Genomic DNA, 17,003 nt, shown 5'->3' with positions numbered 1-17,003 from the left:
CCGCCCCTCCTGTTACGCCCATTTCAGCAAGTTGCCTAGCAGTGGTACTGTTGCCCGTTAATGCGCGCTGAGTATCGGCAAAGAGACGTTCAGTCGCCAGTTGTTGTTGCACGGTTTGCGCTTCATCTCCAAGCGCCGTTTTTATTGCTTCTTGCTGATTTTTGGAACCAAACAGCGAATCCACTGCCCCCGCGGTCGTCCTTCGGTTGTTCACCTGCGCCATCTTTTTCGCAGCAAACCCCTGCCCAACAAACGGTCGGTCATTGGGTGACAGCGATTCTATCCGCCTGGCCACATCCCCGGTGTGTGACTTAGCCAGTTGTTCACCCAAGTCAACCGCTTGCTCCTGCTGATACAAGTGTTTTGCCAGTCCCCTTGCATTAGCGTATTCCGGCAGTGTGTCATCAATACGTGTTCTCAACGTGTCAGAGAGACGTGCGGCAATGGCTTGCTGATTGGTAAGGGGCTGACCTAATTTGGGTTGAGCCATCGCATCCAGGCTCTTTTTTGTTTCGTCTAGTATGGCGAGCGTAGAAGGCATGGTGTCCACCGAGCCGCCTTCGGCAATCAAACGCTCCCTTGCCAGACGCTTGCCTTCGTTTAAGGCGTCCTGTGCCATCTGGGATTGAAATATGTCGTCAAACTGTGTCATGTCCAAATCGTACCCCGCTTGACGTGCTGCGTTGTACGCCTGGTCAATCTCCGGCTTGGCGGCATCCCGGACAAACTGACGCAGCTCAGACGATGAGTACGGCTGGTTCAAATTGGCGGCTTTTCCCAATGCGGTGTTCAGACGATCAGGCTGACCCGCCATTCGGGTATCGGACATGCTCTCTAACGTCTCACGCGCTGCCGGACTGGTATTGGAAGCTGAACGCGCGAGCGCGTAGCCGGGCTGACCCAACGTATCAATGACGCCCGCTTCTGAGCCCAGTTCATCCAGTTTGCGCTGAACATCGTCTGCTGTAACACCGGTTTGCTGCATTGCCTGGCTCAGGCGTGCATTGACCTGACCTTCAGGACTGCCAAAGTTTGTTTTGACTTTGTCTTTCACCAAACGACCCAAGGTTGAACCGCCGGACAGCACGAATGGGAAGGCGCCCGCCATCGCGGCCCCTGTCACCGCACCGGTGAAGGCACCGGCTCCGCGATCACCCAAATCGCCCTCGGCGTGCCCGGCACCCGCGATACCGCCGTAAAGTAACCCTTCTCGACCACTCTTCAGTACAGTCGGGATAGTCTTAGCGCTTTTTAGGGTTGTGACCCCCGACTTGACGAGACCGCCAACCGAAGCCAGCCCACCCGCCAGCTCTGCGCCAAGCGCCGTCTTGGGGTACTCTGTGACATAGGATTTCATTTGTTCGCGCCTTGCGTCCAACGCTTCGTCATATGCCTGCCCCCAGTCGACGTCTTTGTCGCTCAGTAAGGCGTTCAACTTAGCCGCGGTGGCGGCACCAGCGGCGGTGGCTTCATCACCAAACCCCATTGCCCCCCCCTGATCGATCCCATGAGCCAACGCGCTGTAACCTTCCGGCACGCCGAAAAATGGGTAGATGCCATACTTCTGATTAAATTCGCGAGCCAGGTTTCTCGTGCGGCTGACACTGTCGCGTTGATGGGTCAGTAAATCTTGAGGCTCACTTTGAGCAAGTAGATCAGTTGGCATATCTGCCCCCCAACTTTTCAAGTACTTGTTCAATCGTCAAGCCGTGTTTCTTGGCGGTGAACTCTAAATCTTCCTGACTATAGTTATCCGCGAATTGAGGATGATCGGTCGCTGGTTCTGGTGTGGATTCATAGAGTTCAACCGTGTTTGCGATCCGATCCGGTGCCAACGAGTATTGGTCAGCAAGCCCACGGTACTGACCAACGGCATCGTTGTAGTTGCCTGCTTGAGCATTAAACATCTGTCCGGCGCGACTGACAAAATCCTGTCGTTGCACGGGCGTTAAACGTTCACCACTCAAGATTCTGTTGTACATTCCGACCACACGCTCATCGATGCCCGCGGCATTTTGAGCGGTAGCAAATTCCCCTTCCCGGACCACTGATCCAGGATCTAGCATTTTCATGTAATTGAAGACCAACGCCAGGTCCCCCGCGGCACTGGGATCATGAGCGGATGCTTGCACCCTGTCCCAACTGTCGTTAATGCTGGAAAAATCTTTGATTGTGGGTAATCCGGAAAACTCTTTTCGCAATTTCTGTTCAGTATCAAAGTCCACACTGTTTTGGGGCGTCTGAGCTTTTGCCAATTCCAACTGTGCCTTTTGAAGCTGAATATCACTTAAGGGATCGTTGGGCATCTCCACACCGGGCAATACCCGATCACCGGTGTCTTGATAATATTTAAAACCATCTGCACCTTGGATAACGTTGCGTTCAGGATTACGCATTTTTTCAAGTTCCAACTGCGCTTTCTGAAGCTGTACTTGCTTCATCGGGTCGGCGGGCGCACTGGCATCCATCTGGCGTTTGAGCATCATCTGCATTAAGGCTTGTTGTCCAGGCGTGGCAAAAGAGTTGCTGCTCATCTTTACCAGGCGGGGATCCATCCCACCAACGGTCGATGGCGGTTTCTGACTTTGTTGGGTCATCTCTGAAGCCTTGAAATCAGGCTGGGATGCCCATTGGTTAAATTCGGTATTGAAACTCTGGCGACCGTTTTGCTCTAGCTTGTCCGCTTTGTCTGTCGTCATCCGATACAACAAAGCGCGGCCAAGTGCCGACAGCCCGTCACCGAACCCTGAAATCCCCCCAGAAATACGCCCAGAAGGTTTTAACGCGTCGGCTTGCTCACGCATTCGTTTAATGTCTTGGTAAGAGCGACCTGTATTACCACCGAAAATAAAAGGTTGTGTGCTCATTTTGCCCCCTTTAATGCGAGGTCGTAATTCACCATTTTGATGCCATCAGGTCGCTCTATCACAGCTTCCGGTGTCTTCTTCTCCACATCTTGAGCCATCAAGCCCATTTGGATACCGTCACTGTCTTTGTAGCGGAACGTGTATATCGGTTGTCCGTCGTGGGTCTTACCCACTCTCTTAATGTCTTTCTTCACCCGCTTATCTGAAGCCATGATCGCCGCACTACCCAAACCGGCAAGTCCGCCAAACAGACTGCCTGCCAGTCCCATATTCTGACCCCGGTTGGCCATCAGCCGGGCATACCGGTTGTTCATCGCGTTGTCATACCCTGCCTGAATACCGGCAGTATCGGTGGTTGCCAGCTGTGCGGTCTGGGGCGTAATGAAGCTGGGTTGGGTCACTTGCGAGCCTGACATCAACGCAGTGATTTCATTGATGGGCTGATTGCGAAGGGCAAACCGCTCTTGCAATGCCTGGTTGCGAGCAGTGTTCATGGCATCAAAGCGAGCTATGTCGGCATTGACTTCCTGAGTCGCCATCTGATTGTCCATCCCGATGCCCTGGGCTCGGTTGCGGTGCATCTGCTGAAGAGCGTCGTTACGCTGTCCCACCCGCTCCGACTCTTGCTGAAATGCCTGTGACTGCGCGCTGTTGTTCAGCTGCGCGTTCGCGGCATTTTGCTTAAACGCCTGAGCCTGAGCGGCGTTTTCAAAGTTAGCCCGTGATGCGGCTAATCCCGTCAATCGACTTTGTTCCTGTCCAGCATTCAGTATTGCGCCAAAACGTGCATCGTTGGTCTGTCGGCTGAAGTCGTCCATCGCCGATTGGTAAGCGTCAGAGCCCATACGAATGCCTTGGGACGCCAGGCGGCTTTCCAGTCGCTGGCGATCTTGCTCTAATCTTGGTGACATTCTCGCCATCAACGCGTCTTCTACCCGCTGACGATCTTTTGAAAAGTCCGTGCCATACGTGCGTGTGATGGGTCCGGCATCCGCGATGTGACGCTGAACATCGCCCACTTCACCTAACTCGGTTTGCAATACCGGACCTTGACCCACTCTCTGTAAGTTTGTCTGACGAATGGCTTCTGCGTCCCCGCGTTCAGGCAGAGTACTCGCGTCTACAGGACGACCAAGTAGTCCTTTCAGGCGGGCAGACTGATCTGCCGCTAAGGTGGAAAAGTTGAGTTGCGCTTCTTTGGTTTTGTTCTGAATACGCTGGTTTTCAGGACTCAGTGTCTGCGTTGCGGTGTAAGTTGGGATAACGTGCGTTTGGCCGGTTCCGGGGTCCGTGTAGGTGTGTGAGCCTGATTGAGAATACGTTAAGGCCCCGCCTGGAGTGACTTGATTGACATTGTTCAATGCCTGCTGCGCAATCGCCGTCCCAATATTGGTCGATGTTTGTGCCGCAGCCGTTTCCTTTGGTGGTGGCGGTGCTGGAGGTGGTGGTGGGGAGGATTTCTTACCCATGTTCAGATGCTCCTCTAAACTTTGATTGCTCCCACTGCTGACGGGTTAAAACGGCAACGGCTTCGGCTTCATCTGCCCCCCACATTTCGGGGATCAGATATTCACATGCACCGACTCTGCGCCAGATGCGACGAACCAGACGATTGCGTTCGCTGTGCCGACCTGCCAGAAGGCGGATGTCCCAACTTTTGAACGGATAATCAAAGACAAGGTGAACCCACCGCTTGTTCGTCCAATCCCGCCTTGCCGCATACCCAGACAGTTCGATGACCCCAGCGTGGGGGTCGTAGTTGTGGTACACCATACCCGCCACCAATCCCTCAGAATCGTTGGCAAATCCTAAGCAGTGGCAGGGTCCAAAATGGCGCGCGCCTTGCCATAGACCGTTTTCAACAAACGCTTTGATTTCAGGTTGGCAATCGCAGACGGGAAAGGTGGATTTCATACGACAAGTCCCCCTGTCGAATACACCAAATCAATCGATACCAATTCGCAGTCCAGTTTGAAACTTTGGGCAGAAGTGATTTGGACCTGGGGTGCCAATACTTCACCATGCGCGGAAACGCTTTCCCATTTTTCTTTGATTTGATAACCCTCGTCGTTATTTGCCCACTGGACTTGATCCCAATAAGACTCATCCCACTTCCCTTGCTGCCCGCCAGTAGACAGCGGAACAGACAGGGCGGCACCAAAAACAGGCTTATAGTCTTTGCCGATGGTGTGCCGGACTGTAAAGGGCGTGCGGTAGCGCCATATGCCTTTCACGGCATGCGCAGTCTTCAGTGCGCCCGGCATTCCAAGGTTATCGAAGCTGAAACAGGCGCGACATTCAAAGGCGCTGTTGTTATCGAACCCGCCGACATCACAGCGATAAATATTGCCTCTGTCATCGCCATAATAGAGATGGTTCCCCAAAACAAAAATGTCTCCAATTCGCCATCCGGTAAACTTCGTCCAGGCGCCTGTTTCCATATTCACTGCCCAGCAATAGCCTTGTTCTGCATCACGATGTGGCGGCGCAACAATGGCCATGTTACGGCTGTCCCATTTGATCAGGCGCCATCCGCCAATATTGCCGGACAAAATCGCTTCACGTCGCCAGTCGGTGTCGACAGGAAAACTGAGGGCATCCAGTTTGAGTTGGGATGGATCTTTGGTTGTGGCGGCGGAGATGGGTATCAAACCGGCTTTCGTGGCAACAATCAGATCGCCGCCCACTTGCATGATGGCATTTTTGCCCAATGGCTCACCGATGTCATACACCCCGTTTAACTGCCAGTCCGACGCATCGCCGGGGTTGCCCCCACTGAAGACGGCAAATTCCCCTTGATTGGTCGCAAAGACACAGCGATCATCCATACCCGCACCACTGTCAGAGGACCAAGTTGCCCCAAATAGCAGGGCTCCGCCTTTATTGAACACCCCCGACAACGGGAGCCTGCTCGCGGGTCCCGCCACGGAATTGATGCCCAGATACCACGCATTCATCGTTGCTCGTTCGATGAAGAACGTACGATTGCGGTATGACCACACGTGGCTAAGCCGATCCGTTGCAACCTGAGTGATGGCGAACGGTGTGGACGCATTTGTGATCGGCTGCCAGTGTGTCCCGTCATAAATTTGAGCGTGATCTTGTCCGTTGACAATGGTCAAAAATGCGCCCCCGTCGGTCTGCATTTCCAAAACAGAATAGTCGGCGCTGGTCTGTCCGGTCACAACGGCGGATAAGGTGGAGCCAGACAAGGTGGCATCAGAAAATTCATAAACATGGTGGGTGTCTGCTGCAAAATAGGTCGGTTGGATCCCGGCACGGTATTGAAACAGAGCCTCTACTCCCCCGGCAATCGTGCAGCGTTGTTTTGTCCCGCCACGCGGTTCAATGCCCGTTGCCGTTGGCCAGAAGTTTTCTAAAACCAGTGCGGTTTGACGCTGCGGGCTTGCCAAAGGCGTGTTGGTCATCATGCCGCCAACGGGCGCCATATAGGCTTGATTTTGGGCAGACGGAGATTTGTCACTCGGGGTAATTTTTCGATTCAGTGAGCGCACACGAGCAGGGTTAATGCGCATCTTCTCCCCCTCGGTCAGCGTGAATTTCCGTCAGAAAGTCCGCTTCAAACTCCGCTAAAAGATCATCATACGGCAAGCCCTTCTGACGTTTCCAACGCCAAATGGTCCCTTTTTCAATCAGTCGTTCAGGGACAAGCAATTTGTCGCCGTTCTGAGTCACTTCGGCTTTACCTTCAACCCAATGCGTTGACACATAACGGACGGTTGCGCCTTCCGTCTCAAGCGCGGGTGAAAACAGAATTTTGCCTGCATGGAGATGACAGTAAGGTTGCGCGGATGGGCGTTCTGATAATAACGCCCATACTTCAGGACTGGATGCGAGCCTGACGGGATGGAAGCCAGCCTTATTCAAACGCACGGCATTGTGTTCGGTCAGCATATAAAAATCATCCGGCAGGATTGCCTCACTCACCCCTCCAGAGACAACCTGCTCTTTCACCAGGTGATACCATTCTGCTCGGCGGGCTATTTCGGACCCTGCCGCATTCATGAATGTTTTGATCTGGCGAATTTCGTATTCGTGACTGGTAAGTTGAGCAGACGGATTGTCCAGCCCGATTTCCAACAGCACGTTGGTCAAGACCGTTTCAGCGGTCACGGCACTATCCCTCCAAGATGAATGCGCGTCCCCGCGTGCCGGTACATGTGGTCGGCTTGGTTTGCGGATTCAATCAACAGAGATAGATAGCTGGCGGTTGCCTGAGCTTTGTCGATGTCGTTGTTCGCGGTGTAGATCTGGAAAAGCAACGCGTGAAGGTAGAGTTCAGGCTCATCATCCAATAACCAACTGGTGTTTTCGGCTTCAAGACTGGGGATCGCAGCATAGTAAACAAGCCGGTGTACTTTGGACTGGTATGAGGATTTCAGTGCCTTTCCTTGAATGGCAAAACCCCATTGATGCCCCTCAAGCAAAACATCAAGCGGCAGGCGTTTGATCTCTCGACCACAGACACGGACAGACCGCATTTCCTGATAGTCAGAAGGAAGACTCGCTGATCCGTTGGCGTCGGTTGTCAGCTCCGCCACCGTTTCCATGTTCGCCAGTCGCAAACGCTTGGACAGATTTTTTTCAGCCATCCCCACCAACATCCTGGCGCGTTGAGCAATGTTAGTGACACCTGAACGATGGGACGCTTCAGCAATGAGTTCAGAATAGTCCTGGATCATCACACCTTTCCTTTAAACGTCCGGAAGGCGCGGTTATTCGGGTCGTTAAGCCACTGGCTAAGATACTGCTTATCCCCTTGTAAGTGAGCCTCATGCAATTGTTCAAAGTAGACATTCAAAGGGATAGAAGCGACCCGCTGACCATCACCAAATCGTTGATGTAAACTCTCATTGAATGCCCTCTCATTGTCATCAATCACGGCGTCCACCGGGTAGTCAGTGCGAAAATGGGTCATGCCATCTTGCTCCGTTCGCCAGACCATCCGACCCGTCATGGGATCGTGGTCCACCAGCGTCCAATCACCATCTTGAATGGTCATGACAACGCTTCGCCTGGTAGAGGATCGGCGCGTTCCGCTTTCCCTGCTTGTATTAGGGCTTTCGCTGTCGTCACCGATACATTGACCTGTGCTCCCTCGGAATGCCTTTTCCCGCTCTCATCCCAGTAGTCCCGACGCAAAATAATCGGGGTGCGTGTGTCCTCTTTTGGTGTGGTTGCCTGGTCGGCTCTGCTTCTACTCATGTCAGTCACTCCTTAGTTGGCACCGAGAACACAGGTTACTCGGTGCCATAACGTGTCGATCATTGGGTTGCACTCATCCCATACACATCCGCGATAACCCCCAGCCCTTTCTCATTTTTCACACAAAGCGTCCCTTCCCCGAGCACAACGCCTTTTTCCGCGTCGCCTGTTTTGGCAAGGTTCGGGACATTTTTGATTTTGTCGAGCATCTTAACGCTCAAAAGAGAGGGATTAAGAAGGTGTACATTTGAGGCCATCGCTGCGTTTGCAGACTGCACCCGATTGGGAACGATCATCACTTTTCCAAAGTCCCCTTCGTACACATCTGCCGTTGCGATGATGGTGTTTTTGCCTCCCGTGGTGGCATAACGAAATTGCGCCACGTTAGGATCGGACATGAAGGTGGTGAACACCGATTTGACGTAAGGTGAACACACCGCAAATTTCGTGGTACCACCCGAGTGATAGACCTGCTGCATGGTTGTGTCGAGTAAGGCTTTGCTGAACGCCCGCTGAGTCCCCGCAGTCGCAGGTACGGTCAGTCCTGTCGCTGCGTTAAAACCGCCGTTCGCCCCTAGAGCGCCGCGATCAACATTGGTTTCATACCAAGAGGTCAATGCGCCCATCTTCCTCGGATCCGTGGCCACCGACCCTTTGTTATCTAAGAGGGCATATTCAATGTCTTTTCGGATCTCGATGCCCTTTTTCAGCTTCTGGTACTTAATCTTCTCGGCATTCCCTGCGTTATCCACCGAATTTTGTGTTCGGGATACGGCCCAGGATTTTCGAAAGATTTGTGTGTAGTTTCCGACTCGAGCGGGGGTGTCAATGCGGTCAAAATCAAATTCGTCGCCTTCTGGATGGAAGTTCTCTCCAGGCGCGGCTAACTCGTCAATCTCCCATTCCGGGTGTGTCGATTTTGCCTTTTCTTTTTTGATCATGGAGTAGATGGGGGTATCTTCAGGGGTGATGCGGCTGACTACATCAGACAGCTCTTCGCGGTTACCCACCGCATCCGAAGACACAAAGGTATTGGCTAGCTTTGCCATTTGGCTTTCCTCTCTTTTTCAAAGGATCAGTCGAAATCCACCGCCATGGCGTCTTCCAACGTCCCTGATTCGGTTAAGCGTTTCATGGCCTCTCGATTTTTGGGTGGTTTGCCTGGTGCAGGCGTGGACCGGTTGCCCTTGCTCGGTTTTTCAGTCAGACGGCGACGAGCATTTTTGCGATTTTTCTCCGCGACCTTGCCAATTCGGGCGTAATGCACCAGTTGCAAGATACGGTGATCCGCTGTCGACTCGATGTCCTGTTCAGAAAAACCAAACTCCAGAGCCGTCTTTTTGTTCGCGGCATCGAACGACGCCCGACGACCGGGGTCCTTAAGCATAGGCATGGCATTAAGCAGTTTTGCGTCTTCTTCTGAACGCACGTGGGCTTTGTCTTGCTCACTGGCTGCCTGTATTGTGCTCTGTGCTTGCTCACTCGCCGTATACACTTTCTCAATTTCCGCTACCGCACTATTGCGCAAGGCGGTTTGGTACTGAAAAGCGGCGGGATCACTTTGTGCCAGTCCCAAATCCGGTTCGGGTGGGATAAGGCTTTCCAAAAACTGGGTCAGGTTTTGATACGCTGTTTGGAGTGACTGAGCCTGTTGGTCGTAGTTCTCTCGTAAGGTCGCCACGGCTTTGCGCTCCTGCGCCAGGGCTTCAGTCTTGTGGGTGTAATCCTTTTGACGGAAATAGCCCTTTTTCAGCTCGTCCAGCTGAACAGATTCTCCATCATCTAACGCGATCAACTCATCATTGCGGTCTTCAAAGTCCGCCTCGTCAGATGCCTCTTCGGCATCCAAAGACAGACCATCGTCCGATGTTGAGTCCAAATGATTAGAATCGGTGGGCTCGTCGATTACAGTGTCATCGTCTCCGAGTGCATCCATCGCATCTTCAAGGGTGTCAAATTCGTGATCCTCATCCAATGCTCTGTCTGCCGTATCCTTGTCGATGGTGATATCGCCTTCAAGATGTTGTTCTTGCTCTGGCATGTCTCAACGTCCTCTCATGTCGTCGGTTCGCACCCAGCATTACGCTACGGTGCCCTTTTTAGGCAGGATGGTCTTGCCCTCAGCGAGGGTCTTTAACTTCTGCCGTAAAGATCGGATAGAACGAACTTCCCAAACGTTTTCTGCGCGATGTTTTTCGTCATTGGTATTGATTATCGCGTCCAACGCGTCGCGTTCCAGATCGTCCAAAATTTGGTGAATAAGTGGGTGGTTCAATAGCCTTTCGGCTTCCCCATTGGGTGACGCTTTATGTGCCATCGTATAAATGTCCAGCCGTAAATGGGCTTAACGATCCAGCATTGAGCCCGGCTTTTTCCCGCTCAAACTGCAGTTTTTCACGGTGTTTTAAAAGGTCGAGTTCGCCTTTCATTACCGCCAGTTCACGTGTTTGCTGTGCCTTCATCATCTGAAGCTGAGTGTCTTTTTCCAATTCGACCTGTTGAACTCGGATGTCCGCTTCCATCTGAGCCTGTTCAATGGCAGATCTGGCACTCGCCTTCATCTGCTCTAACTGCATCTGTGCCTGAAGTTTCATTTCTGCCTCGGTCGGTCCCTCTTGCTGCAGTTTTGCCGCAATCTCTTCCTCATTGGGTTTGGTGAAGTACGGCTCTGCACTGGGGAAACCCGCTGTTTCGGTAATTTTTTCCAAAACGTTGTATAGCTGGTTGGGTTTGACGAAGGGGTTGTCGGCACCAATTGACGCCAAAATCTCTTTCTGTAAACCGAGGATCAATTGCAGTACGGTCAGATCGCGCTCTTTCGACCCCGCCCCCAACCCCACATTCACTTTGCAATCCATATCCACATTCCAGTGGCGAGGGTCGTACTCAACCCATTCCCCGCGAAGACGTACCGTGCGAGGTTCGTCCGCATGAGCAATGACCAGTTTCAATAGCCCTTTAAAGGCTTTTCTAATGCCACGTGTAAGAGAACGGATGATCATTTCCGCCTGGGCAATCCCACTTTCAGACATCAATTGTACGGAGGTGGCGGTCATACCCTGAAAGGCCTCTGGGTCTAATCCGCCTGACTGGTCGGTAATACCGGTACGGTCGCGAACAACATTGTCTAGGTAGTCCATCATGCCAAAGGACTTGTCTGCCACAAACGGCACCTCCATCCACTGAACCGCATCATGAACGTTTGCCCCAGACTTCAAGGTAATCGGTTTACCAAATGCCGGGTTGTAGACGGCTTCTATTCCACTTTCTGTCAGCTTTGAAGGGTCGAGTGCGGGTTGTTTTTTATTTTGCCAGTAGATGTTATCGAGAGTTTCCCGGAGCAAAGCGGTTTTGATACGCTGTATGTCCACCACGTCTTCTGCCACCGAATGACCTTCAAACTGGTGCGCTTCACGCTCTGCCACCACCTCGGCGTATGGCACATCACTGACCGCTTCCATGGCCAGGATCAGGTGTTTTCCTTCCTGGTCCTGACTGCACTCGGCAAAACACATCTTGTAAAGTTCAGCAATACCATCGTCATCCAGATCCAGCCGCACATACACTTCATAAATCAGGACAGAGTCCATTGCGCTCGATGTTTGCGTTCGGTTGTCACTCCAGTCGTCCCCTTGCCTCGAATGGCTGTCATCCTCGTCACCAATTCGGTCATACTCAGGTAGGCTGGCGATGTCTTCTTTATCGTAACCACGACTCACCAGTTCAGATCGGGTCACAATTTGGCGCTCCCCCACAATCGGGCTCTCTTCAATACGGGTACTGCCCGGATAGATCAAAAAGGCGCCTCGTGGTATGGCTTCAAGCTGGATATCGATCTGGTCTTCAATACGCCGGAGCTTAAAATCATAGCGCTGGGCGTCGAGATCATTATCTGGAGTGTCTTTTTCCGGTCGTTCCTGAAGTGCAATGATGTCAATGTCTGCCTCTCCTTCGAGTCCAAGTAACGCCGACGAAGGCTGATTGGTGAATTCATAGACCTTGATCTGTTTTCGAGAGTACGCCGTCCATTTTAAAACGCCCGTTTTGACCAGCAGTGCATCAAACACGGCATCATGAATGGCCTGCTCTGCTCCGCATTCCGGTACCACCACATGATTGACGTAGTCGGTGGCTTGTTCTGCGCTTTCTTCGTCTTCCGGTCCAATGGGTTCGTAATCGACAATCTTGTCGTTCGATAACACCGTACGCATGATGGAGGGCATCAGCTTTTTGATGACACTGCGAACGTCCTTTGATACGGACGCCGAGCGCCCTTCCTCTGGCGTCAGATCGTCCATTTCTCCGTTGTAGTAATTCAGTGACCTATCACGACTGGCTTTTTGTTCTTCGGAGTATTGCTCACAGGCGTCAATAAGCCCGGCTACATGGCTGGTCAGGCGATCATGATCTTTGCCTAAGGGCTCGTCAATCACGGCTGGATCCCCCATTTTGGATACAAGTAATCTTTAATCTTCTGCACCTCTGAGGGAGCGATGTCCAAACTGAATGCCAGCACTTCACATACACACCCCTGCCACGCTCGATTGGCACCACTACCGGCATTATTAGAGCCAAATGCGGAGATATTAAACGGTCCAAGTTGGCTAAAATGTAACACAGACAGAGGGAGCGGCAATAATGTAGTCGCATTGGTCAATTGTCTGTCATTGACCGAAGCCAACACACCGAATTCAGCTTGATTGAATATGCTTGATGCATTCAACGTCCCCATAACGCGAGCTGAGCTAACTTCCGATATACCAAAGAGGTCGGTATAGATGGTGTTGTATTGACTGAATCGATCTTCTACCCCGTTTTTATACGCCGCAACCACAAACAGGTGTTTAACACTGGCATCGACCCCTAATCCTAGCCCCTTTTGGTTATCTAATTGGGGCCAGACAGCAGCGGGCATACCGTTAGCCACAGCATGGCTTGGGACATAATCGGGACCACCATAAGCCAGCGCTTCGATGGGCCGACCACTTGCGACTCGGTTATCTATCCGCGTAATTTCATTGCCGTTTAGCGTGATGGTGTTTGCCTGGCTGGCGTCGTACCACCCAATTAAACCTCGCACATCCGAGGGTCTAAAAGGCTTGGCGACCTGAATGAAGCGAAACCCGGTCAGTTCGGGGGTAAAACCAAAGCGCCCTATATCCCATTCCATCAGTACGTCACCACAAGATACTGGTCGCCTTTGAGACTTTTCAAATAGACTTTGTCTGTACTGGACAAGCCACCTATTGAAAGCCCTTTATAGGCGTCAGCACCAGAAATTTCATGGGCATGTTGGTTTTGCAATGGCGCGGTGCTGCCCACTGACAGCAACATACCTTCAGCCGCTCGTGATAAGATCAGTCCCGTCGAAGAGGGCGTAATTTCTGACCAAGCAGTATCTCTGACCAGTATTTGCGTTGTCTGCATTTAAACCACCTTTCTCACTTTGAATTCAGGAACCTTCACCGAGGTGTCCGACTGGTACCCGTCAGCGAACACCATAAACGCATCGGCACCATGCGAGTGCTCATCATGACGCGGGTGTCGTTTCCAGACGCCATACTTGTCATCCCAATCCCGGCTGTAATTTTCCAAATGCAGGATCCCTTCATCACACGCGGAGGCGTCAAACTCGCATTCCGGCAATACGGTTCTCACCGACTGTATGGAATTGAGTTTGTCCGGGGTTCTTGGGACGACCTCGAACGCAAAGCCTATTTCCGCCGCGATGTGCTTGATGGACTTGGCTTCGAGTCCCTGTTTTCGGTGCTCGACGTCATGAGGACCGAAGTGGCGACCAAAACGGGCATCACGTTGAGTTCGCCAGCGGTCGAGCCAGTCAATATAATGAGCGATGCCTTCACCACTGTTTTCGTAATACCCGACAAAGCGATGTTTGCCCGCGATTTCCTGGTGCAGCCAGATGGTCGTGCTGTCTGATACCCCTAAATCCCAGAACGTATTGACCACACTCCGTGGTTCAAACTCGAAACGACCAATCTTTCCACGCTGTCGCAGTGCTTGGATAGGTTTACCGAAATACGCCCCTTCGCGCGCTCCACAAAACGCTTCCTCCGGTGTCGACGGGTATTCTTTTTTCATGTCTTCGGCTTGTTCACGCCACTTCAATACGTACCAGTGTTGTTGATCTTCTGTGAGTTGAATACCGAACTCAGTGGCGAGCTCATCAAAGTATTTCATCTCGTCAGCCGTCATCCGAATACGGTCACGGGTTTGATAGGACGGGTCCTGAAACCAGGGAAAGAAGTGAAACTTCCATTCCATGTCCAGTAGGTCACGCCCTTCGTCCTGTATCTTTCTCGCCTGCTCGGTTTTGTTGAAAAAGTCCCCGCCTCTTCCCTCTGCCGTGCTTTCAATGAACCCCAGTTGTCCGTGTGCCAACGTATTGAGTGCACCCGAACGGATTTCACTGGCTTTGTCTGGCGATTGCGCGCAAATTTTGCCGTATTCAGAAATGTGCAGAAAGTTCTTGGTGCTCGACCTCAGTGATACCCCGACTTCCACCGAACTTTCGTTGCCAAATCGTACCTCTAACGCGTTGTCCGTCAGCACAGGCACCGCCTGTTTGATATCAGCGGGCAAACGCTCATAGGCAAATTTGATGCGACTGAGCAAGCCTTTGGCATTGTCCAGCGTGTCCGCGACCAACCCGGCGGCTAAGTTGGAATTGAACAAACAACAATCCAAGGCAAGCAAAAGAATGAATGTACTAAAGCCCATCTGCCGAGCTTTTAAAATCAGATTGAGATAGTGAAGGTTATGGAGCAGGTTTTCTTGTGCAGCATTCAGTTGAAATCGTACGACCTGCCCTTTTTTGTCCTCAATGTAATACAGGTGGTTTAACCGCCATTTCCGGTCACCCAGTAAAGCAATGGCTTTATTTAGATCGGGTTTGTCCATCGACGGCTTCTAGTACCATGCAGGTAAACGACACGGCGGTCTCAATCGGTCCCCCGTCTTTGCCCGTCAATTCCCGGCGTTCTCGATACTTTTCCGGTGCCAGTGCTTTCAGGCGAAACATCAGGAGATTGTCTGAGTACTTTCGAACCCGTCCGCATTCTTTCCCTTTGTAAAACACCGGCTCTTCAACCCCAACACTGGCTCGTCTGTCCGCTTCAATTTCAAGGGCTTCAACGTGGCTTTCAATCGCCTCTTCCCAGCGTTTGGCGAAGTCTGCGTCTTGGTCTCGGTAGTCGTAGGTGCTTCTTCGAGAATAGCCGGCACGGCGTGCCGATTCTCCGACCCCAAAGCCCGCTTCAAGGGCATCAAAGAATCGATTGTCTCGGCGTTGAGTGCGTTTGCATGTCGGCATACTTACACTCCGTCATTTCGCAGCCGGTTACTACGATTCATCTTCATCATGCTCCCTCCTTCGAACCAGTTTGAGGTGCTCTTTTTTAAACCACCAGTTCATGGCTAAGCCCGCCAACCCGATAAGAAATCCTCCAAGAGCCACCCATTCATTGATGGTGAGTCCAGCCAGCACGGTAATGGCAGAGGCGCTGTAAGTAGTCGTCACCGCCGCTCTCTCGATCATGCCTCAGTCCTTTTTCATTACGTCGTTGACTTTGGGAACGATTTTTTCTGCGCTGCGCCCCACCACATAGCCGCCCAGACCTATCTGCAATAGCGTCCAGGCTTCACCTGACAAACGAAACTCAGTCAGACCAAAGGCATCTGCGACGACCAGCACCAAGAACGTCAGCATGGTCACGGGTCTCCAATTACGCTGTAACCAGCTCGCCCCTTGTGCTTCCGCGGTGATGACTTGGGCTTTCGCTTCCAGGAGCCTCGCTTCATAATCCATCACCTGAGTGGCCATGGCGTTTTGCATCTCAAACAGTTTGGCTTTAACTTGAAGGCGTTCTTCATCACTGGTGTGCAACGCATCAATCACGTCAGTGACGGGTTTGACCAATCCGGTAAGGACATTCCAAATGCTCATGCCCACCTCCCGGTTTTCATCTGCTCAGCAAGCTCAGTGGCTCGTTTGCCCACCTGCTTCGCCCATAGGCTGTCTAACATTTCATTGGAAGCGGAGGCGTAATCACCCGACTTCACGGTTCTGAGCATTTTCTTAAAGGTCAAAAGCCCGGCAACGCCCATGTTAAACGCCATATTTTCAAGCACGGCTTGTCTGACCGGAGAGATTGTCTGATACCAGGGTAACTTCTTGGCGAGCGCGGCTTTCACCTTCTGCACATCGTTTTCAAGAAGTTGCTCGGCTTCCTCTTTATCGATACCTACATCTTCAAGATTACGACCAAAGCCAATGGTTAGCTTGCCCGCGCTGCAGTGATAAGGGTAACGCCGAAACCCTTCGTGCCTTTTCAACTGCTCGGTCAGATTCATTCTGCGCTCCTTAAAACACGGAAGCCCGGCACCTTAAGGCAACCGGGTTTACAAACGAAAACGCCCCGAACTGAGTTCAGGGCGCATATCTACATAATATGAGATTTAATCTAGTTGGTTGTGTACAAAAAATCAACTATTTTGACAAGGCGCTAAGCCACGTTGTCTATCGCTGCGTCGACCCAGGCGGTGCCGGATTTCACAAGGACATCCGCTCTGCGTCGGTCAATGTCGAGCCACCTGGCGACTTGAGACACGTTACTACCACCAGTGTAAAACAACACCACTGCCTGCCCCATCTCTTCGTCGCGGCGATTAAGCCTGGCGACGGCACTGTCCACCAACATGGCATCGTCATCATTGATGAGCGGAGAAGGCAAAGTTGAGCCCAGTAACTTCGTGAAAGTGGTGATGGACGGATAGCCCACGGTCAGGTCGCTATTCACCCTCGCCCATCGTCCCCACTGCTCTAAGAGCCAAGGAGTGTTATGAGTAATAAGCTCCGCCATAAATGTCCTCTCTTTTTTGAACGTGCAG

At 52.1% G+C, this 17,003-nt stretch carries 21 protein-coding genes; all 21 read right to left on the bottom strand.

From position 1 onward, the window contains the following. Positions 1-1,666, bottom strand: a 1,666-nt coding sequence (locus VPNCDNU1_RS19290; protein WP_167404838.1) for a hypothetical protein, incomplete at its 3' end; no start/stop codon positions are given. Beyond that, complete coding sequence (locus tag VPNCDNU1_RS19285; protein WP_104401832.1) at positions 1,656-2,867, bottom strand: hypothetical protein; 1,212 nt, start codon at positions 2,865-2,867, stop codon at positions 1,656-1,658. The genes VPNCDNU1_RS19285 and VPNCDNU1_RS19290, both read right to left, overlap by 11 nt. Further along, a complete protein-coding gene (locus tag VPNCDNU1_RS19280) occupies positions 2,864-4,336 on the bottom strand; it encodes a tail fiber domain-containing protein (RefSeq protein WP_104401831.1) in 1,473 nt (490 codons plus the stop codon). The genes VPNCDNU1_RS19285 and VPNCDNU1_RS19280 overlap by 4 nt, the downstream gene beginning before the upstream one ends. Continuing rightward, positions 4,329-4,781 carry an N-acetyltransferase gene (locus VPNCDNU1_RS19275; protein WP_104401830.1) on the bottom strand — a complete coding sequence of 151 codons (453 nt, stop codon included), beginning with the start codon at positions 4,779-4,781 and terminating at the stop codon, positions 4,329-4,331. Before VPNCDNU1_RS19275 ends, VPNCDNU1_RS19280 begins: the two co-directional genes overlap by 8 nt. Continuing rightward, positions 4,778-6,403, bottom strand: coding sequence for a hypothetical protein (locus VPNCDNU1_RS19270; protein ID WP_104401829.1), 1,626 nt, complete (start codon positions 6,401-6,403; stop codon positions 4,778-4,780). The genes VPNCDNU1_RS19275 and VPNCDNU1_RS19270 overlap by 4 nt, the downstream gene beginning before the upstream one ends. After that, positions 6,393-7,001, bottom strand: coding sequence for a phage adaptor protein (locus tag VPNCDNU1_RS19265; protein ID WP_104401828.1), 609 nt, complete (start codon positions 6,999-7,001; stop codon positions 6,393-6,395). The genes VPNCDNU1_RS19270 and VPNCDNU1_RS19265 overlap by 11 nt, the downstream gene beginning before the upstream one ends. Beyond that, positions 6,998-7,570 (bottom strand): phage adaptor protein, encoded by a 573-nt coding sequence (locus VPNCDNU1_RS19260; protein ID WP_104401827.1) that lies wholly within the window; start codon positions 7,568-7,570, stop codon positions 6,998-7,000. Before VPNCDNU1_RS19260 ends, VPNCDNU1_RS19265 begins: the two co-directional genes overlap by 4 nt. Beyond that, positions 7,570-7,845, bottom strand: coding sequence for a hypothetical protein (locus VPNCDNU1_RS19255; protein WP_201797139.1), 276 nt, complete (start codon positions 7,843-7,845; stop codon positions 7,570-7,572). Before VPNCDNU1_RS19255 ends, VPNCDNU1_RS19260 begins: the two co-directional genes overlap by 1 nt. Before the next feature lie 41 nt (positions 7,846-7,886). Beyond that, complete coding sequence (locus VPNCDNU1_RS19250; protein WP_104401825.1) at positions 7,887-8,093, bottom strand: hypothetical protein; 207 nt, start codon at positions 8,091-8,093, stop codon at positions 7,887-7,889. Positions 8,094-8,152: 59 nt separating this feature from the next. Continuing rightward, entirely contained in the window at positions 8,153-9,142 is a 990-nt protein-coding gene (locus VPNCDNU1_RS19245) for a DUF5309 domain-containing protein (RefSeq protein WP_104401824.1), read from the bottom strand. A gap of 26 nt (positions 9,143-9,168) precedes the next feature. Beyond that, entirely contained in the window at positions 9,169-10,134 is a 966-nt protein-coding gene (locus tag VPNCDNU1_RS19240; RefSeq protein WP_104401823.1) for a hypothetical protein, read from the bottom strand. A gap of 39 nt (positions 10,135-10,173) precedes the next feature. Then, on the bottom strand, positions 10,174-10,410 hold the full coding sequence (locus VPNCDNU1_RS19235; protein WP_104401822.1) for a hypothetical protein: 237 nt from the start codon (positions 10,408-10,410) through the stop codon (positions 10,174-10,176). After that, entirely contained in the window at positions 10,400-12,526 is a 2,127-nt protein-coding gene (locus VPNCDNU1_RS19230) for a portal protein (RefSeq protein WP_145959471.1), read from the bottom strand. The genes VPNCDNU1_RS19235 and VPNCDNU1_RS19230 overlap by 11 nt, the downstream gene beginning before the upstream one ends. Next, positions 12,523-13,263, bottom strand: a complete 741-nt coding sequence (locus VPNCDNU1_RS19225) for a hypothetical protein (RefSeq protein WP_104401820.1) — start codon at positions 13,261-13,263, stop codon at positions 12,523-12,525. The genes VPNCDNU1_RS19230 and VPNCDNU1_RS19225 overlap by 4 nt, the downstream gene beginning before the upstream one ends. Continuing rightward, positions 13,263-13,520 (bottom strand): hypothetical protein, encoded by a 258-nt coding sequence (locus VPNCDNU1_RS19220; RefSeq protein ID WP_104401819.1) that lies wholly within the window; start codon positions 13,518-13,520, stop codon positions 13,263-13,265. The genes VPNCDNU1_RS19225 and VPNCDNU1_RS19220 overlap by 1 nt, the downstream gene beginning before the upstream one ends. Continuing rightward, on the bottom strand, positions 13,521-15,014 hold the full coding sequence (locus tag VPNCDNU1_RS19215) for a terminase (RefSeq protein WP_104401818.1): 1,494 nt from the start codon (positions 15,012-15,014) through the stop codon (positions 13,521-13,523). After that, the gene (locus tag VPNCDNU1_RS19210) at positions 14,992-15,426 is read right to left on the bottom strand and encodes a terminase (RefSeq protein WP_104401817.1); all 435 of its coding nucleotides are present in this window, start codon (positions 15,424-15,426) and stop codon (positions 14,992-14,994) included. The genes VPNCDNU1_RS19215 and VPNCDNU1_RS19210 overlap by 23 nt, the downstream gene beginning before the upstream one ends. Positions 15,427-15,456: 30 nt before the next feature. Then, positions 15,457-15,651 (bottom strand): phage holin, encoded by a 195-nt coding sequence (locus VPNCDNU1_RS19205; protein ID WP_104401816.1) that lies wholly within the window; start codon positions 15,649-15,651, stop codon positions 15,457-15,459. A 3-nt stretch (positions 15,652-15,654) separates the two neighbouring features. Continuing rightward, entirely contained in the window at positions 15,655-16,059 is a 405-nt protein-coding gene (locus VPNCDNU1_RS19200) for a 3TM-type holin (RefSeq protein WP_104401815.1), read from the bottom strand. Next, positions 16,056-16,466, bottom strand: a complete 411-nt coding sequence (locus VPNCDNU1_RS19195) for a glycoside hydrolase family protein (protein ID WP_104401814.1) — start codon at positions 16,464-16,466, stop codon at positions 16,056-16,058. Before VPNCDNU1_RS19195 ends, VPNCDNU1_RS19200 begins: the two co-directional genes overlap by 4 nt. A 152-nt stretch (positions 16,467-16,618) precedes the next feature. Then, the gene (locus tag VPNCDNU1_RS19190) at positions 16,619-16,975 is read right to left on the bottom strand and encodes an antiterminator Q family protein (protein ID WP_104401813.1); all 357 of its coding nucleotides are present in this window, start codon (positions 16,973-16,975) and stop codon (positions 16,619-16,621) included. Positions 16,976-17,003 lie beyond the last annotated feature (28 nt).

The organism is Vibrio penaeicida (assembly GCF_002933855.1).
Taxonomy (GTDB): Bacteria; Pseudomonadota; Gammaproteobacteria; order Enterobacterales; family Vibrionaceae; genus Vibrio; species Vibrio penaeicida_A.
Note: the sequence above shows the minus strand (reverse complement) of the source record. Positions and strands in the feature narration are given on the sequence as shown.

Excerpts from the sequence above, each read along its gene's own strand:
- VPNCDNU1_RS19275 (WP_104401830.1), bottom strand. The coding sequence starts at position 4,781 with ATGAAATCCACCTTTCCCGTCTGCGATTGCCAACCTGAAATCAAAGCG.
- VPNCDNU1_RS19210 (WP_104401817.1), bottom strand. The coding sequence starts at position 15,426 with ATGCCGACATGCAAACGCACTCAACGCCGAGACAATCGATTCTTTGAT.
- VPNCDNU1_RS19220 (WP_104401819.1), bottom strand. The coding sequence starts at position 13,520 with ATGCAGACAACGCAAATACTGGTCAGAGATACTGCTTGGTCAGAAATT.
- VPNCDNU1_RS19205 (WP_104401816.1), bottom strand. The coding sequence starts at position 15,651 with ATGATCGAGAGAGCGGCGGTGACGACTACTTACAGCGCCTCTGCCATT.
- VPNCDNU1_RS19280 (WP_104401831.1), bottom strand. The coding sequence starts at position 4,336 with ATGGGTAAGAAATCCTCCCCACCACCACCTCCAGCACCGCCACCACCA.
- VPNCDNU1_RS19190 (WP_104401813.1), bottom strand. The coding sequence starts at position 16,975 with ATGGCGGAGCTTATTACTCATAACACTCCTTGGCTCTTAGAGCAGTGG.
- VPNCDNU1_RS19255 (WP_201797139.1), bottom strand. The coding sequence starts at position 7,845 with ATGACGGGTCGGATGGTCTGGCGAACGGAGCAAGATGGCATGACCCAT.
- VPNCDNU1_RS19250 (WP_104401825.1), bottom strand. The coding sequence starts at position 8,093 with ATGAGTAGAAGCAGAGCCGACCAGGCAACCACACCAAAAGAGGACACA.
- VPNCDNU1_RS19240 (WP_104401823.1), bottom strand. The coding sequence starts at position 10,134 with ATGCCAGAGCAAGAACAACATCTTGAAGGCGATATCACCATCGACAAG.
- VPNCDNU1_RS19285 (WP_104401832.1), bottom strand. The coding sequence starts at position 2,867 with ATGAGCACACAACCTTTTATTTTCGGTGGTAATACAGGTCGCTCTTAC.
- VPNCDNU1_RS19195 (WP_104401814.1), bottom strand. The coding sequence starts at position 16,466 with ATGAATCTGACCGAGCAGTTGAAAAGGCACGAAGGGTTTCGGCGTTAC.
- VPNCDNU1_RS19215 (WP_104401818.1), bottom strand. The coding sequence starts at position 15,014 with ATGGACAAACCCGATCTAAATAAAGCCATTGCTTTACTGGGTGACCGG.
- VPNCDNU1_RS19225 (WP_104401820.1), bottom strand. The coding sequence starts at position 13,263 with ATGGAATGGGATATAGGGCGCTTTGGTTTTACCCCCGAACTGACCGGG.
- VPNCDNU1_RS19260 (WP_104401827.1), bottom strand. The coding sequence starts at position 7,570 with ATGATCCAGGACTATTCTGAACTCATTGCTGAAGCGTCCCATCGTTCA.
- VPNCDNU1_RS19245 (WP_104401824.1), bottom strand. The coding sequence starts at position 9,142 with ATGGCAAAGCTAGCCAATACCTTTGTGTCTTCGGATGCGGTGGGTAAC.
- VPNCDNU1_RS19200 (WP_104401815.1), bottom strand. The coding sequence starts at position 16,059 with ATGAGCATTTGGAATGTCCTTACCGGATTGGTCAAACCCGTCACTGAC.
- VPNCDNU1_RS19235 (WP_104401822.1), bottom strand. The coding sequence starts at position 10,410 with ATGGCACATAAAGCGTCACCCAATGGGGAAGCCGAAAGGCTATTGAAC.
- VPNCDNU1_RS19270 (WP_104401829.1), bottom strand. The coding sequence starts at position 6,403 with ATGCGCATTAACCCTGCTCGTGTGCGCTCACTGAATCGAAAAATTACC.